This window comes from Bradyrhizobium sp. NBAIM03 (assembly GCF_020194055.1).
Classification (GTDB): domain Bacteria; phylum Pseudomonadota; class Alphaproteobacteria; order Rhizobiales; family Xanthobacteraceae; genus Bradyrhizobium; species Bradyrhizobium yuanmingense.
In genome coordinates, this window is sequence record NZ_JADYVS010000004.1 from 96,378 (window position 1) to 113,331 (window position 16,954).

Annotated in this window: 13 protein-coding genes; 2 read left to right on the forward strand and 11 right to left on the reverse strand. The window is 64.5% G+C overall.

Annotated features, from left to right (window positions below; all coding sequences use genetic code 11):
* Positions 1-35 precede the first annotated feature (35 nt).
* The 10 genes from I6F21_RS07320 to I6F21_RS07365 all read right to left on the reverse strand — a co-directional run bounded on the left by I6F21_RS07320 (position 36) and on the right by I6F21_RS07365 (position 12,625).
* A complete protein-coding gene (locus I6F21_RS07320) occupies positions 36-977 on the reverse strand; it encodes a DMT family transporter (protein WP_225139720.1) in 942 nt (313 codons plus the stop codon).
* A 187-nt stretch (positions 978-1,164) separates the two neighbouring features.
* A complete protein-coding gene (locus I6F21_RS07325) occupies positions 1,165-2,004 on the reverse strand; it encodes an aldo/keto reductase (protein WP_225139612.1) in 840 nt (279 codons plus the stop codon).
* A gap of 200 nt (positions 2,005-2,204) precedes the next feature.
* Entirely contained in the window at positions 2,205-3,101 is an 897-nt protein-coding gene (locus I6F21_RS07330) for an SMP-30/gluconolactonase/LRE family protein (RefSeq protein WP_225139721.1), read from the reverse strand.
* A 216-nt stretch (positions 3,102-3,317) separates the two neighbouring features.
* Entirely contained in the window at positions 3,318-6,020 is a 2,703-nt protein-coding gene (locus I6F21_RS07335; protein ID WP_225139613.1) for a nitrate reductase, read from the reverse strand.
* 1 nt (position 6,021) lies between these two features.
* Positions 6,022-7,239, reverse strand: a complete 1,218-nt coding sequence (locus I6F21_RS07340) for an FAD-dependent oxidoreductase (RefSeq protein ID WP_225139614.1) — start codon at positions 7,237-7,239, stop codon at positions 6,022-6,024.
* 10 nt (positions 7,240-7,249) lie between these two features.
* Complete coding sequence (locus tag I6F21_RS07345) at positions 7,250-7,678, reverse strand: globin family protein (protein WP_225183000.1); 429 nt, start codon at positions 7,676-7,678, stop codon at positions 7,250-7,252.
* A 129-nt stretch (positions 7,679-7,807) separates the two neighbouring features.
* On the reverse strand, positions 7,808-9,199 hold the full coding sequence (locus I6F21_RS07350) for an MFS transporter (protein ID WP_225139616.1): 1,392 nt from the start codon (positions 9,197-9,199) through the stop codon (positions 7,808-7,810).
* A 339-nt stretch (positions 9,200-9,538) separates the two neighbouring features.
* Positions 9,539-10,333, reverse strand: a complete 795-nt coding sequence (locus I6F21_RS07355) for an ABC transporter ATP-binding protein (protein WP_036004558.1) — start codon at positions 10,331-10,333, stop codon at positions 9,539-9,541.
* A gap of 11 nt (positions 10,334-10,344) precedes the next feature.
* Positions 10,345-11,241, reverse strand: a complete 897-nt coding sequence (gene ntrB, locus I6F21_RS07360; protein ID WP_074447510.1) for a nitrate ABC transporter permease — start codon at positions 11,239-11,241, stop codon at positions 10,345-10,347.
* A 64-nt stretch (positions 11,242-11,305) separates the two neighbouring features.
* Positions 11,306-12,625 (reverse strand): CmpA/NrtA family ABC transporter substrate-binding protein, encoded by a 1,320-nt coding sequence (locus tag I6F21_RS07365; protein WP_225139617.1) that lies wholly within the window; start codon positions 12,623-12,625, stop codon positions 11,306-11,308.
* Between the two features lie 675 nt (positions 12,626-13,300).
* On the opposite strand from I6F21_RS07365, the gene I6F21_RS07370 reads away from it, so the two are divergent.
* Positions 13,301-14,140: a formate/nitrite transporter family protein gene (locus I6F21_RS07370; protein ID WP_036004575.1), complete on the forward strand. Its 840-nt coding sequence runs from the start codon at positions 13,301-13,303 to the stop codon at positions 14,138-14,140.
* A 60-nt stretch (positions 14,141-14,200) separates the two neighbouring features.
* Positions 14,201-15,937 carry a bifunctional protein-serine/threonine kinase/phosphatase gene (locus tag I6F21_RS07375; protein WP_225139618.1) on the forward strand — a complete coding sequence of 579 codons (1,737 nt, stop codon included), beginning with the start codon at positions 14,201-14,203 and terminating at the stop codon, positions 15,935-15,937.
* 75 nt (positions 15,938-16,012) lie between these two features.
* Here the strand turns inward: I6F21_RS07375 and I6F21_RS07380 are convergent, their stop codons facing one another.
* Complete coding sequence (locus tag I6F21_RS07380; RefSeq protein ID WP_225139619.1) at positions 16,013-16,882, reverse strand: NmrA/HSCARG family protein; 870 nt, start codon at positions 16,880-16,882, stop codon at positions 16,013-16,015.
* Positions 16,883-16,954 lie beyond the last annotated feature (72 nt).

A 16,954-nucleotide genomic window follows, 5' to 3' on the forward strand; every position in this document is an offset into this window, starting at 1 on the left:
GAGTGATAGCACGAAGCAGGACTTGCAAACTTGCGTCAGGGGTTCGGGGACCGCTCTTCCAGCACCAGCAGCTGGGCGCGGCGCACCCGCTCGCGATGGGCGATATAAAGACCGCTGGCGACGATGAAGGCGGCGCCGACGACCGTCCAGATATCCGGGACCTCGCCGAAGATGAAGAAGCCCAGAATGCTGACCCAGAGCAACTGCGTATAGGAGAACGGCGCCAGCACCGAGGCATCGCCGTAGCGATAGGCCAGCACGATGATCCACTGGCCCACGGTCGAGGCGACGCCGATCACGATGCCCAGCCCGATCGCGGTCCAGCTCGGCGTGACCCAGACGAACGGCACCATGACGCTGAGGATCGCAACGCCGGTCAGCGCGGAATAGGCCATGGTGGTGAGCACCGCTTCGCGACCGCTCATCATCCGCGTCAGGATCAGCGCGGCGGCCCAGCAGAACGCCGAGATGATCGGGAAGAATGCGGCGGCATGGAACGCGCTCGTGCCGGGCCTCAGGATGATCAGAACGCCCGTCAGGCCGATCGCGGTCGCGATCCAGCGGCGCATGCCGACCTTCTCGCTCAGGAAGATGATCGACAGCGCGGTGACGAATAGCGGCGAGACGAAGCCGGTGGCGGAGGCTTCGGCGATGGGCAGAAATGCAAGCCCGGTGATGAAAAACAGCGACGAGCCGAGCAGTGCGGCGCCACGCATCAATTGCAGGCCGAGCCGCTCGGTGCGCATCGCATGCAGTGGCGAGCCCGGCAGCATCACGGGCGTGAATAGCAACGCGAACGTGACGAAGCGGATCCAGGTGATCTCGATCGAGGGCAGGCTGGTCGATAGATATTTCGCGGTGACGTCGGAGCAACCGAGGAAGATCGTCGAGAGCAACACCAGCGCAATGCCCTTGAACGGATGATCGACGCGCGCAGGCGCGCTGCGAGCCTGCTGCTTCTTCTCCGGAACGGGCATGGGAATACTGTCGAGCCTTGCGGCTGCGGCGGGCGGCGGTGTCACGGCTGGAACCCGGGCAAAATGCGAATCGAGAACAGCCGTAAAAAACGACATCTGCCCCGCATTCACAACTTCCGAAAACAGGATGCCGATATGCGCGAGCCGCCGCGCGCGTCAATGCTCCGTTAATATTGCCTGTTGTGCACTACAGCATGGGCAGGCCGCGCGGCTTCGGCCCGCGGGGAAACGCCGCGTCGAGCGCGGCAATCTCGTCCTTCGTCAGCACGAGATCGCCTGCCGCCGCATTCTCGCCGACATGTTCCGCAGACGAGGCCTTCGGAATGGCGAACACCGTAGTCGCACGGGTGAGGAAGCTCAGCGCGACCTGACGCGGCGTCGCACGATGCGCTTCTGCGATGCGCGCCAGCACGGCGCCGCCCTTGCTGCTGCCTGCCGGGAAATCGTCGTGGCCGAAAGGCGAATAGGCAACGACGGCAACATTATGCCGTTCACACCACGGGATCACGGCGTGCTCGATCGCGCGCTCCTTCAGGTGATAGAGCACTTGGTTGCAGGCGATCCGCCCCTCGCCGGAGACTTCGAGAATCTCGTCGAGATCGTCGGCATCGAAATTGGAGACGCCCCAGGATTTGATCTTGCCTGATTGCACCAGCTCCTCGAATGCAGCGACGGTGTCCTCCAGCGGGTAGGAGCCGCGCCAATGCAACAGATAGCAGTCGAGCCGATCGGTCTTCAGCCGCTTCAGCGAGCGCTCGCATGCGGTGATGGTGCCGCGGCGCGAAGCATTGCTCGGCAGCACTTTGGACACGAGGAACACCTCGTCGCGCCGGCCTGCGATCGCATCCGCGATGACGAGCTCGGCATCGCCGTACATCTCGGCGGTGTCGATGTGGGTCATGCCGAGATCGAGCCCGCGCTGCAGCGCCGCGATCGCGCGCTTGCGGTCGCCGTGGTCGAGATACCAGGTGCCCTGTCCGATCACGGAGACGTTTGCGCCGGTCTTGCCGAAGGGTTTCTTGTTCATGGTCGCTCCGATCTCCGCTGTTATTTTTCCCTCTCCCCGTTCTTACGGGGCCGCGACGAGCTTCGCTCGCGCTGAGAGGGTCGGGGTGAGGGGCTGCTTCCGCAAACTCGATAGCAAAGAGACTCGCGGAGGCCCCCCTCACCCGCCGCGCTTTGCGCGTCGGCCTCTCCCCGCAAGCGGGGAGAGGCGAAACGTCAGCGCTACAATCCGCCGATTTCGGCCACCAGCACGCTGCCGGACGACGACTCCGTGATATAGAGCCGATCCTTGTTTTCGCCACCGATCGCGACATTGGTGCAGTTCGGTCCCGCGCACGATTTGATGCGCGCGATCAGTTCCCCGTTCGGCGCGAACACGAAGACGTGGCCGAGCGAGGGGTGGCCGACGAACAGGCGGCCCTTGGCATCCATGGTCAAGCCGTCGGGGCCGCTGGTGCCGAACAGCGAGCAGAAGCGGCCGACCTTGGACACGCTGCCGTCCTTCATGAACGGCAGCCGCCACACCGCGTTGTCGCGCGTCATCGCGACGAACAGCACGGTTTCGGCTGGGTCGAGCACCAGGCCGTTCGGACTGATGCCGGTGTCGAGCAGGCAGTCGAGCCGGCCGTTCGATGCCAGCCGATAAACCCGCCCGCTCGGATCATGCAGCCCGGTCTGGCCCTGATCGGTGAAGTAGATATCGCCGTTGGAGGCGAGATGCAGATCGTTGCAGCCGCGGAACGATTCCGAATTGCGCCCGGTCAGGACCGGCTTGACGCGGCCGGCTGCGGCATCGAGCTCCATGATGCCATGCCTGTAGTCGGCGACCAGGATGCGTCCGTCGGCTGCGATCTTCAGCCCGTTCGGCCAGCCCTCATATTCGATCACGAGCGACCATTCGCCATGGGGCGCGATGCGAAAGATGCGGCCGAACGGAATGTCGACGATATAGAGATTACCGTCCTTGTCGAATGACGGCCCCTCGATGAAGCTCTCGGTCGGTATGTTCGGCCGGTTGGCATCGGCCCAATCGGTTCGCACGCCCTTGCGGCGAAACTTTTCGGGCATGGCGGTGAACAGCCTGGTCTCGATCAGGCGCGGCGGCGTTTCCAGGTACATCATGGTTGTTGTGGATGTTGAAAGGAGCGCGGCACCATACGGCACATTAGCCGGCGCGTCGATTGGGGTGGTCCACATTGCAATGGTGCGGGCGCTGCGTAGGGTGGGTTAGCCCCCGGGGCTGCGCGAAGCGCAGTCCCTTGGCGTACCCCCCTCTTTCGCTTCCGCATTGACGAAGAGTGGTGGGTTACGCTGCGCTAACCCACCCTACGAGACCTATCCCGCCGCGCTCGCGACCTTCGCCTGCTGTGCAGGCACTTCCGTCATCGCAATCAGGCGTTTCAGCTCGGGGATGCAGGAGCCGCAATTGGTGCCGGCCTTGAGCTTGGCGCCGATGTCGGCGGCGGTGCGCGCGCCGCTGGCGATGCTGTCGCAGATGGTGCCGCGGCCGACGCCGAAGCAAGCGCAGACGATGGGGCCGGTCGAGGCCGCGCCTTCGCTTGACCTGCCCGACAGCAGCATGCGGCGCTGCTCGTCGCTGACCTGATCGGCCGCGAACAGGCTCTTCACCACCTCCCAGTCGCCGGCATCATGCGCGGGGCCGACGAACAAGCAGGTCTCGATTCGATCCCCAACAAACGAAGCCGCGCGAAAAACCCCGCCGCCGAAATCGCGATATTCGGCAACATCCTCGCCGGCGACGCTCTCGAGCCAGGCGGGCCAGCGGGCGAGATCCGCGTTGTCGGCGAAGAGATAGCCGAAGCCGCCGCTGACGGTGACGCGCGTCCACAACAGGTTCTGCGGCAGATCGAGCGGGTTGCGCGACAATGCAAAGCCGCGGAAGACAAATTCGTAAGGCGCGATCGCGGCCGGCGTCGCCTTGGCTTCCGGCTGCCCCGAGAACGGATCGGTGAACGGTGCGACCATCGCCCCGACGCGGCCGTGCGAGGCGTTCATCGCGCTCCAGTGGATCGGCACGAACAGGGTGCCGCGCTGCTGCCACTCGCTGACGACGACTTTCAGGATGCACTGGCCGTAATCGGTGGTGATGCGGGCATAGCCGTCATGGACGATGCCGTATTTGCCGGCGTCGTCGGGATGGATCTCGACGAAAGGCTCAGGCAGATGCGCGCCCAGGCGCTGGCTCAGGCCGGTGCGCGTCATGGTGTGCCACTGGTCGCGGATGCGCCCGGTGTTGAGCCTTAAGGGGCGCGACGGACCGGTCTCGCCGCGCAGCGCCGGCACCTCCGGCGCAACGAAGCGGCCCTTGCCGTCATTGGTGAAGAAGCCGCCGGCAGCGAAGAAGCGCTCGCCGGGCGTCCCGCCCTCGCGCACCGGCCATTGCACCGGCTTCAAACCATCGAAGGCATCGTCCGACAGCGAGGTCAGCGCGCCGATGTCGAAATCGCGGCTGCCATTGTTCTCGAATGCCGAGAGCGCGGCATGCTCGCGGAAGATATCGGCGGCCGATTTGTAGTTGAAGCTGTCGCCGAAGCCGAGACGCTTTGCAGTCTCGCTCAGGATCCACCAGTCAGGACGCGCTTCCCCCGGCGCCGGCAGGAACGCGCGCTGGCGCGAGATGCGCCGCTCGGAATTGGTCACCGTGCCCGACTTCTCGCCCCAGGCCAGCGCCGGCAGCAGCACGTGCGGGCCGGCCGCGACGGTGTCGTTGGAGAGCACGTTCTCGGACACCACGAACAGCTCGAGCTTCTTCAGGGCATCGCGCACCATGTCGGCATCGGGCAGCGACACCGCGGGATTGGTGCCCATCACCCAGAGCGCCTTGACCTCGCCGCGGTTGATGGCCTCGAACAGCTGCACCGCCTTCAGGCCTTCATGGGTGGCGATGCGCGGCGCCTTCCAGAACCGCCTGACACGGTCGATGTCGGGCGGCGTAAAGCCCATATGGGCGGCGAGCATGTTGGCGAGGCCGCCGACCTCGCGGCCGCCCATCGCGTTGGGCTGGCCGGTCAGCGAGAACGGCGAGGAGCCCGGCTTGCCGATGCGGCCCGTGGCGAGATGGCAGTTCAGGATGGCGTTGACCTTGTCGGTGCCCTGCGCCGACTGGTTGACCCCTTGCGAATACAGCGTGACGACCTTCTCGGTGTCGCGGAACATCCTGAAGAAGGCGGCGACGTCCTGCTCGGAGAGGCCCGTGGCGAGCGCGGTCGCAGTGACGCTGCCGGCAATGTTGCGCGCGCGCGCCAGCGCATCATCGAAGCCAGACGTGTTCTGCGCGATGTAATCCTGGTCCAGCACGCCATTGTCGGCGAGATGCACGAACAGGCCGGAGAACAGCGCGGTGTCGGTGCCGGGCTTGAGGCCGAGGAAAAGGTCGACATCGCTGGCGGTATCGGTGCGGCGCGGATCGATCACGATCATGCGGGCGCCGCGCTCCTGCCTATTCTTCAGCATGCGCTGGAACAGCACCGGATGGCACCAGGCCGCGTTCGAGCCGACGAAGACGAGCAGATCGGCCTGGTCGAGATCCTCATAGCAGCCAGGCACCGTGTCGGCGCCGAAAGCGCGGCGATGGCCCGCAACCGAGGACGACATGCAGAGCCGGGAATTGGTGTCGACATTGGCGGTGCCGACAAACCCCTTCATCAGCTTGTTGGCGACGTAATAGTCTTCGGTGAGGAGCTGGCCGGAGAGATAGAACGCGACCGCGTTGGCGCCATCGCGCGCCACGATGTGCTGCATGCGGTGGGCGACGTGGTCCAGCGCATCGCTCCAGGCAACGCGCTCCAGCACGCCCTTGCAGCGGATCATGGGATAGAGCAGCCGCCCTTCCAGGCCGACGGTCTCGCCCAGCGCCGAGCCCTTCGAGCACAGCCGGCCGAAATTGGCGGGATGATCGGGGTCGCCCGCGATTGCTGCACCACCCTTACCGTCGGGCGTTGCGAGCACGCCGCAGCCGACGCCGCAATAGGGACAGGTGGTCTTGGTAGTGCGGAGATTTGGATCGATCGCCGTCATATCACGCCGCTTTCGAAGGCTGCGCCAGCGCGCGGCCGAACATCATGTCGGTGCGGATCGAAGCGACCTTGTCGCGATTGCGGATCAGCTCGAGGTACCAGAGCGCATCGATCGTATCGCCGATCAGCACCGCCCCGGTGAGCCGACCGTCGGCGATGACGAGCTTCTTGTAAGTACCGCGCCTGCGATCCGACAGCACGAGGCTCTCGCTGCCCTCCCCGCCCACGAAGTCGCCAGCGGAGAACACGCTGACGCCGGAGACCTTCAGATTGGTCGAGACCACGCTGCCCTGATAGGCGGCGGGCCGGCCGGCCAGATGCTGCGCCAGCACGCGCGCCTGCTCGTAGGCGGGCTCGACCAAGCCATAGCAGGTGCCGCGATGCTCGGCGCATTCGCCAAGCGCAAAGATGTCGGACGCGGAGGTCTGCATCACGTCGTTGACGACGACGCCGCGGTTGACCGCGATCCCCGCCTCCTTCGCCAGCGCGACGTTCGGCTTGATGCCGGCGGCGAAGATCACCGCATCGGCCTCGATGCGGCTGCCATCGGCGAGCTCGACGGCCTGGACGTGGCCCTTGCCGTGGATGCGGGCCGTCGCGGCATTGAGCATGACGCGGATACCCTTGCGCTCGACTAGCGTCTTGAGCAGGTCGGCCGCGGGCGCGTCGAGCTGACGCTCCATCAGCCGATCCATCAGATGCAGCAGCGTCACGGGCGCGCCGGCCTTGGCGAGACCGTAGGCCGCTTCCAGCCCGAGCAGGCCGCCGCCGACCACGACGACGCGCTTCCTGGCCGCGGCCAGTGTCAGCAGCAGGTCGACGTCGCGGGTGTCGCGAAACGTGTGCACGCCGGCAAGATCGGCGCCTGGCACGTTGAGCCGCAGCGGCGTCGATCCCGTGGCGAGCACGAGCTTGGAATATTCCATGCTCTCCTCGCCCGCGATCTTGAGCTCACGGCGGCCGACATCGATCTCGCTGACGCGATAGCCGTACCGCACCGTGACGCCGCGGTCTCGCCACCAACCGGCCGGCCGCAGCTCGATCTCGTGCGAGCCGGTCTCGCCCGCCAGCACGGAGGAGAGGAGCACGCGATTGTAAGCGAGCCGCGGCTCTTCGCCGATCACGGCGACCGCATAGCGGCCGAGCGCGGTCTTGGCGAGCTCGTCGACCAGACGCGCGGCCGCCATACCGTTGCCGACGATGACCAGCGGTTCACTCACAACGCATCTCCTATTCGGCGGCCTGCGCTTGCGCGCCGTAGGCCTCGGACATCATGTAGCCGGACAGCACGCCATAGGCGTCGCTCCAGGCTGCGGCGAGTTCAGGCGTCCAGGCTTCGCCAAGGCCCTTCTCGAGGGTCCACAGCAAGGTGGCGCCGACCACGGGGTAGTGCTCGGCCTTGGCGCCATAATCGACGTGACGCTTGGCGAGCGCGGAGGCCGCGGGAAGAATCGATTCCAGGTTCGACAAGCCGCCGACTACGGCGGCGAGCATGCCCATCAGCTTCTTGCGCTGCTCGGTCATGTCCTCGGGAAACATCGCGCGCACGGACGGCGCCACCTCGAACAGTCGGTCGTAGAACAGCACCGCGGCGGCTTCCGAAATCGGGGCGACCTTGGCGAAGCTCTGCTGAATGAGAGTAATCTGCTCGGGCGTCATGATGTTCTCCTGTCTGTTTCGGTCTGCCTTCGTCCGCGCCATTGCGGACAAAGTTCATGGATCAAACGTCATCAGAGAGACTTCTCCCCGCGTACGGGGAGAAGCGACATTCGTGCCAGTTTGTCGTGCTCACACACGCGCCTCGGCGAGGCTTGGCGCGCCTTCGCCCTGCGGGCTGCGACGCAGGTAGAACCACCAGGTCAGAGCGAGGCAGGAGGCGTAGAAGGCGAGATAGACCACGAGCGCGAGCTGCGGCCCGCCGGTCATGGCGATCGACTTGCCGAAGCCGCTCGGGATCAGATAGCCGCCGACGGCACCGACCGCGCCGATGAAGCCGACCGCCGCGCCGCTCTCGATGCTCGCGGTCTTCAGGGCAGCGCTGCGTGCCGCATCGCCCTTGCCGCGCACCTTGAACAGGTTCTCCTCGCGGAAGATCGAGGGGATCATGCGGTAGGTCGAGCCGTTGCCGATGCCCGTCGTCACGAACAGGATCAGGAACATCGACAGGAAGCCGATGAAATCCTTGTGCCCCACGAAGTAAAGCGCGCCGACCGTGGCGCCCGCCATCACAATGAAGTTCCAGAAGGTGATGATGGAGCCGCCGACCCGGTCTGCGAGCCAGCCGCCGAGCGGACGCGACAGCGAGCCGACCAGCGGGCCGAGGAAGGCGATCGAGATCGTCACGGTGGGGAATTGCGTCTTCAGCAGCAGCGGAAACGCCGCCGAATAGCCGATGAAGGACCCGAACGTGCCGATATAAAGATACGCCATGATCCAGGTGTGCTTGCGCTTGACGATCGCGAGCTGGTTCTTCACCGACGATTTCGCCGTGGTGAGGTTGTTCATGAAGAACACCGCGCCGAACACCGCGATTGCGATCGGCAGCACCCACATCAGGCCGGCATTCTGCAGGAAGATGCCGTCGACGGGCGTCGCCTGATACAGGTTGAGGACGGCGAGCGTCATCAGGATCGGGGTCAGGAGCTGCACGCTGGAGACACCGATATTGCCGCCGGCCGCGTTGAGGCCGAGCGCCCATCCCTTCATCCGGTCGGGAAAGAAGAAGGAGATGTTGGTCATGCTGGAGGCGAAATTGCCGCCGCCGAGACCCGCGGTCGAGGCGACCAGCAGCATGAGCCAGAACGGCGTGTCGGGCTGGCTGACGAAATAGGCGAGCGACAAGGTCGGGATGAACAGGATCGCCGCGCTGAAGATGGTCCAGTTGCGGCCGCCGAACGTCGTCACCGCGAAAGTATAGGGAAAGCGCATGAAGGCGCCGATCAGGCCCGGCACGGCGACGAGCTGGAACAGCTGGTCGGTGGTGTAGTGGAAGCCGGCCTGCGGCAGCTTGGTGGTGACGATGCTCCAGATCAGCCAGACCGAGAAGCCGATATGTTCGGCGACGATGGACCAGATCAGATTGCGCCGCGCGATCGACTTGCCGGTATTGTTCCAGAACGCCTCATCCTCGGGGCGCCAGTCTGAAATCCAGCTGGAGTTCAGGGTCGGATTCTTCGTCATTGCGTATCCCTTCCAGGCTCACCGCTGCGTCGTTGCAGGCTCTGCCTCCGGCCACGGAGGCGCGCTCCGAGGCTTCACCCCGGTGGCGAGATCACGATGCTGATTGATGATGTTGAGGGACGTCGTCGTTGGCGTCGCGCAAAGACGTTTCAATTTCCGTGCCAGTTGCGCGCACGCAGGAAACACAGGGATTTCAGGATGTTATTCGTATTGCCCGAATCGTTTGCAGGGCTTTTCCGCACGCAAAATTTGCGTTTCGCTCAATCCCTGTGCGACGCACAAGGATTGAGCTTGATGTCGATTAATTAAGCGCGGGCGTATCCCGCGTGAACGCGTGATCTACGCGGCTTCGACGAAGCGATGACGCTCGTAGAGGAATTCGAGCACGCGCTGGCGGCACTTCAGATAGGTGGCGTTGGTCGCGAGGTCGAGCCGCTTGCGCGGCCGCGCCAGCGGCACCTCCAGCACCTCACCGATGCGCGCGCTCGGTCCGTTGGTCATCATCACGATGCGGTCGGACAACAGCACGGCCTCATCGACGTCGTGGGTGATCATCAGGATGGTGTTGCCGAGCTTCTGATGCAGCGCCATCACCGAGTCCTGCAAGTGGGCGCGGGTCAGCGCGTCGAGCGCGCCGAACGGCTCGTCCAGCAGCAGCACCTTCGGCTCCATGGCCAGCGCCCGCGCGATGCCGACGCGCTGCTTCATGCCGCCGGAGATCTCCGATGGACGCTTGTCCCTGGCATGGGCCATCTGCACGAGGTTGAGATTGTGCATCACCCAGGCGTCGCGCTCGGCACGGGACTTGGTCTTGGCGAAGACCTTGTCGACGCCAAGCCTGACGTTTTCGTAGACGGTCAGCCACGGCAGCAGGCTGTGGTTCTGGAACACCACGGCACGATCGGGCCCCGGCGAGTTCACCTCGCGGTTTTCCAGCAGCACGCCCCCCATCGTGGCGCCGGTCAGCCCTGCGATGATGTTGAGCAGGGTCGACTTGCCGCAGCCGGAATGGCCGATGATCGAGACGTATTCGCCCTTCTCGATCGTCAGATTGATGTCCTTGAGCACCTCCGTGGTGGCGGTGCCGCGGGTGAAGACCTTGTCGATGTGGTCGAGTTTCAGGTAGGCGGTCATGTCCCCTCTCCTCAGTTCTGCGCGGTGCCGCGGGTGACGACCTTGCCGAGCCCCGCGATCAGGCGGTCAAGCACGAAGCCGATGATGCCGACATAGAACAGCGCCAGGATGATCTCGCTGATATGCGAGGAGTTCCAGGCGTCCCAGATGAAGAAGCCGATGCCGACGCCGCCGATCAGCATTTCGGCGGCGACGATCGCGAGCCACGACAGGCCGATGCCGATGCGCAGGCCCGTGAAGATGTAGGGCGCCGCCGCCGGGATCATGATCTTGGCGAAGAATTCCAGCGGATTGAGCTGCACCACCGCGGCGACGTTGCGATAGTCCTGCGGGATGTTGCGGATGCCGACCGCGGTGTTGATGATGATCGGCCAGATCGAGGTGATGAAGATGACGAAGATCGCGCTAGGCTGGCCGTCGCGGAAGGCCGCGAGCGAGAGCGGCAGCCAAGCGAGCGGCGGAATCGTGCGCAGCACCTGGAACAGCGGATCGAGCCCGCGCATCGCCCAGACCGACTGCCCGACCAGCACGCCGAGCGCGATGCCGGCGATGGCCGAGAGCGAATAGCCGAAGGCGACGCGCTGGAGACTGGCGGACAGATGCCAGAACAGGCCCTTGTCGATGCCGCCACGGTCGAAGAACGGATCGAAGATCAGCTCCTTGGTATCCGCAAACACTTTTGAGGGCGGCGGCAGCGCCGAGCCGGCTCTGCGGCAGACCAGCTCCCACACCAGCGTCAGCAGAGCGATCACGACCAGCGGCGGGATCACGCGCACGGCGGTCTCGCGTGCCATGCGTGCGTAAGCCTCAGTACGCGGGGGACGCTTCGGCGTCAGCGTGACGACCGGCGCAATCGTTGCGGCAGGCGTCGCGGTCTCAACCTCGATCTTCGTGGCAGTCATGTTCATCGCTATCTCTCTCCGGCGTGGCAGGGACGATGCGGCCGCCCCTAAAGGCGGCCGCAGGGCTCCATCAGACTTCGACGCGCTTGATCGCGAGCGACTTCAGATAGGCGGCCGGATTTTCGGGGTCGAACACCTTGCCGTCGAAGAAGGTCTCCTTTCCGCGCGAGGTGGTGGCCGGAATGTCGGCGGCGGCGACGCCGAGGGTCTTGGCCGCATCGCGCCACATGTCCTCGCGGTTGACCTTGGCAATCAGCGCCTTGGTATCGAAGTTCGGCTCATACTTGCCCCAGCGGATGTCCTCGGTGAGGAACCAGAGATCGTGGCTCTGGAACGGATAGGAGGCATAATCGCGCCAGTACTTCATGACGTGCGGCGAGTTCTCGACCACCTTGCCGGGGATGCCATAGTCGAACTTGCCGGCGGTGCGATCGTAGACGTCCTCGACCGGGCAGTTGATCCACTGCCGCTTGGCCATGATGGCGGCCAGCTCCTGCTTGTTTTCCGCCTTGTCGGCCCATTGCTGGGCTTCCAGCACGGCCATCAGGATCGCCTTGCTGGCCTTCGGGTATTTGTCGACGAAGGCCGCGCGCATACCGAAGGACTTCTCCGGATGCTTATTCCAGATCTCGCCGGTGTTGACGGCGGTGTAGCCGATGCCCTGGTGGATGAGCTGGAGATTCCAGGGCTCGCCGACGCAGAAGCAGTCCATGGTGCCGACCTTCATGTTCGCCACCATCTGCGGCGGCGGCACCACGATGGTCTCGATGTCCTTGTCGGGATCGATGCCGCCGGCGGCGAGCCAGTACCGGATCCACAGATCGTGGGTACCGCCGGGGAAGGTCATCGCAGCCTTCACGGCCTTGCCGGACGCCTTCTTCTTCTCAAGCGCCGCCTTGAACGGCGCCGCATCGGTGCCGAGCTTGAGGTCGGCATATTCCTTGGCGACCGAGATGCACTGCGCATCGAGATTGAGCCGCGCCAGGATGTACATCGGCGTCGGCTGGTTGTTCTGCGTCACCTTGCCGGCCGAGATCAGGTACGGCATCGGGGTGAGGATGTGCGCGCCGTCGATGCCGTTGCCTTCGGAGCCGAGCACGAGGTTGTCGCGCGTGGTGCCCCAGGACGCCTGCTTCTGCACGTCGGTGTCAGGCACGCCGTGCTTGGCGAACAGGCCCTTGTCCTTGGCGACGAACAGCGGGCCGGCATCGGAGAGCGCAATGAAACCGAGCTTGGCTCCCTTGACCTCGGGGCCTGCGTCCTGCGCGAAGGCGCCGGCGGGGAAATTCAGCTTGGCGGCGGCGAGCAGTGCGGCGGTCGAGCCGGTGGCTTTCAACAATTGACGGCGGCTGAGGCCAGTCTCGGAGGGCCGGCGAATGCGCTTGGTCATAGGTCGTGTCGTCCTTTTGCGTCGTTGCGGAATGATTGCGTCAGTGCGCACGAGCAGCCCGTCCGTCCGTGACGCCAGAAAAAGGCGCATGCGAACGCGCGACGGGGAGACCCCGTTTGGGTGCGTCAGCAATTCGGATGAGAAGTCTCGCGGGACGGCTTCAATGGCGTCGACCTGGAACTATTCAAGCTTCATGCCAAGCCCGCCACCGCCAAAAATGATGGATAATCAGACGCTTGGTAATTCCGCGCCTGACTAGCGCAGCCCTGTTCCGCACGCGAAATTTGCGGTCTGCTCAATCCTTGTGCGCCGCACAAACGTTGTGCAGTCGCTCAAGCAAGAGGCGGCGCAGTTCTGCCAATCATCCCCCTGCAGCTGACATCTAGATGAATTTGCTAGCTTTTTCGATCGACGCGCCACGGCACACAAATTGCTTCTAAGGTTGCGTCAACGACGACTGCGGCTTGGCCGCATTGATGCAGCCTCTGGCGGCTGCATCCCGGAAGCTCACCTGCTTCGCGGTCTCCGGCTTCAGAGTCCTCGTGACGCGATTCCCAAGGCTTCCAAACTTTCCATAGCCCTCGTGCGCGGCAGGCTGCCCGCACGGCCGATGACGTTCAGCCGCGCCCTCGTCGGGGGCGTGTCGATCTCACTTACGAAGCAAAGGAACCATTGATGTCGTATCTCGCGCCTTCGGAATTCGTCACCAAGATGGTGGATGCGGGCGAGTCCAAGATTTTCATGTCCACCCGGGATACCATTATCCGCGCCTACATGGCCGGCGCGATCCTGGCCCTCGCCGCCTGGTTTGCCGTCACGATCACCGTGAACACCGGCCAGCCGCTGGTCGGCGCGCTCTTGTTCCCCGTCGGCTTCGTCATGCTCTATCTCCTGGGCTTCGACCTCCTGACCGGCGTGTTCGTGCTCTCGCCGCTCGCGCTGATCGACAAGCGCCCGGGCGTTACGCTCAACGGCGTGCTGCGCAATTGGGGTCTCGTCTTCGTCGGCAATTTCGCCGGCGCCTTCACCGTCGCCTTCATGATGGCCTTCGTCACGACCTTCGGCTTCACGCAGGCGCCCGACAAGGTCGGCGCCGCCATCGGCAATATTGGCGAGGGCCGAACCCTTGGCTATGCCGCGCACGGTGCGGCCGGCATGGCGACGCTGTTCCTGCGCGGCATGCTCTGCAACTGGATGGTCTCGACCGGCGTCGTCGGCGCCATGATCTCGACTTCCGTCCCCGGCAAGGTCATCGCGATGTGGATGCCGATCCTGGTGTTCTTCTACATGGTGTTCGAGCATTCCGTCGTGAACATGTTCCTGTTCCCGTCGGGCCTGCTGCTCGGCGCGAAGTTCTCGATCATGGATTATCTGATCTGGAACGAGATCCCGACCGTGCTCGGCAACCTCGTCGGCGGCCTCGCCTTCACCGGCATGACCCTCTATGCCACCCATGTCATGACCCTGCCGAAGCGCCAGGCGGAGAAGCCCGCGAAGCCCCGCGTCGCGGCCTGATCGAATAGGTCTCGACAGGGGAGCCTCGCCCAAGCACGGTGAGGCTCCCCTCTCCCGGTGATGACGATGCCCCGCGGACTCCAGATTTCGGTCGGCCAGCATTCCGACAAGGGTCGCAAGCCCATCAACCAGGACTTTCACGGCGTCCTGATTCCGGAAGAGCCGCTGCTCAGCCTGAAGGGCATCGCGGCCGTTCTCGCCGACGGAATTTCCTCGAGCACGGTAAGCCAGATCGCCAGCGAGTCGGCGGTCAAGAGCTTCCTGATGGACTATTACTGCACGTCGGAGTCGTGGACGGTGAAGACCTCCGCCCGCCGTGTGCTGGAGGCGACCAATTCCTGGCTGCATGCGCAGACGCGCAAGAGCCAATATGCCTATGACCGCGACAAGGGCTATGTCTGCACGCTCAGCGCCATGGTCATCAAGGCAACCACCGCGCACATCTTCCATGTCGGCGATTGCCGCGTCTATCGCGTCGCCGGCAAGGCGCTGGAGCAACTGACCGACGATCACCGCATCATCGTCTCGTCCGAGCAGACCTATCTCGGCCGCGCGCTCGGCATCAATCCGCAGCTCGAGATCGACTATCAGGCGATCGAAATCGAGGCCGGCGACACCTTCCTGCTGGCAACCGACGGTGCGTACGAGTTCGTCGATGCGCGTTTCGTCACGAGTGCAATCGACGAGCACGCAGCCGAGCTGGACGGGGCGGCGAAGGCGATCGTGGAGGAAGCCTATCGGCGCGGCAGCGACGACAACATCACCGTGCAGATCCTGCGGATCGATGCGGTGCCGCAGCGCGATCCGGCCGGCATCTTCAATCAGAGCTCGGAATTGCCGCTGCCGACGCTGCCGGAGCCGCGGGCGATCTTCGACGGCTACCGGATCGTCCGCGAGATCCACGGCAGCAGCCGCAGCCATATCTACCTCGCCGTCGACACCGAGACCGAGCAGCCGGTCGCCCTCAAGCTGCCGTCGGTCGACCTACGCGACAACGCCGCCTATCTCAAGCGCTTCTTGATGGAAGAATGGATCGCACGCCGGATCGACAGCCCGCATGTGCTCAAGCCGCTGTCGCAGTCGCGGCGACGCGGCTATCTCTACGTCGCGACCGAGTTCGTCGAGGGGCAGACCTTGAAGCAGTGGATGACCGACAATCCGCGGCCCGATCTCGAAACCGTGCGCGGCCTCATCGAGCAGATCGCCGCAGGCCTGCGCGCCTTCCATCGCATGGAGATGCTGCATCAAGACCTCAGGCCCGACAACATCCTGATCGACAAGACCGGCACCGCCAAGATCATCGACTTCGGATCGGTCAGGGTCGCCGGCGTGGCCGAGGCGGCGCCGCCAGGGGAGGCCGACGAAATCCTGGGCACCGTCCAGTACACGGCGCCGGAATATTTCCTGGGGCAAGGCGGCTCGCCGCGCTCCGACATGTTTTCTCTGGCCGTGATCTGCTACCAGATGCTGACGGGAAAGCTGCCCTACGGCACCCAAATCGCCAAAATCCGGCGCAAGGCGGATGTGCGAAAGCTTAAATATCGCGCCGCCGACGATGACCGCAACGTTCCCGCCTGGGTCGACGGCGCGCTCCGGCGCGCGCTCCATCCCGATCCCTACAAGCGGCACGAGGATCTCTCGGAATTCATCTTCGAGCTTCGCACGCCCAACCCGGCCTATCTCGACACGCGCATCACACCGCTCCTGGAGCGCAGCCCGCTGATGTTCTGGAAGCTGACAACGGCGGCGCTCGCCTGCGCCCTCGTCGTGCTGCTGGCCTTGCTGCATGCGCGCTGATCAAGATTGCCGCTCGCCACATGATTAATAGCGAGCGGCGCAGCCAGCCCGCCTGCGCTTCTGCTCTGGCAAGCCTCAAACGGGGGCCGCGATCTCGGCGACGAAGTCGCGATAGGAGCGCAAGGGACGGCCCAGCATGCCGGTCAGACGCTCGACGTCGCCGGGCTCAGGGATCATTCCCTCGGTGAGGAAGCGCTCGCCCATCACCCGCATGTCGAAAGCCATCCAGGGCGGCATGAACTGGCTGAGGTTCTTCTCGAACCCTGCGGTGTCGTCTCCGCCGTAGGCGATCGCGCGGCCGAGCACCTCCGACCAGATCGCGGCGGCCTTCGCGCCAGTGAGTGTCTCAGGGCCAACAAGATTGATGCGTTCGAGCGGAAGCGGCGCTGCGGATGTCTCGCGGCGGATCAGTTCGATCGCAGCGATCTCGCCGATGTCGCGCGCGTCGATCATCGCAAGCCCCTTGCTGCCGATCGGCATCGGGTAGACGCCATATCCGGTCACGGCATCCTTGATCATGAGCTCGTTGTTCATGAAATAGGCGGGCCGCAGGATGGTCGCCTTGAAGCCCATCTGCTCGATCATGCGCTCGACCCCGAACTTACCGGCGAAGTGCGGCACATTCACGTAGAGGTCGCTGTGAATGACCGAAAGATAGACGAACCGCTCGATGCCGGCTTCGCGGGCAAGGTTGAGCGCAGTCAGCGCCTGAGTGAATTCGTCCGGCACCACGGCGTTGAGCAGGAACAGCGTCGAGACGCCCGAAAACGCAGCGCGCACGGAATCGACGTCCAGCAAGTCGCCTTGTGCGACGGCGACACCTGCCGGAAGGTTGGCCTTCTCGGGATTTCGGACGAGTGCGCGCACATCGGCGCCGCGCTTGACGAGTTGCTCGACGACGTTGCGGCCGATGGTGCCGGTGGCGCCGGTAACGAGGATGGTCATGGGATCACTCCGGTTGGGTTTTGGAAGACACCCGGAAACTAATGATCCACACGCGAGCCGATAGACGCTATA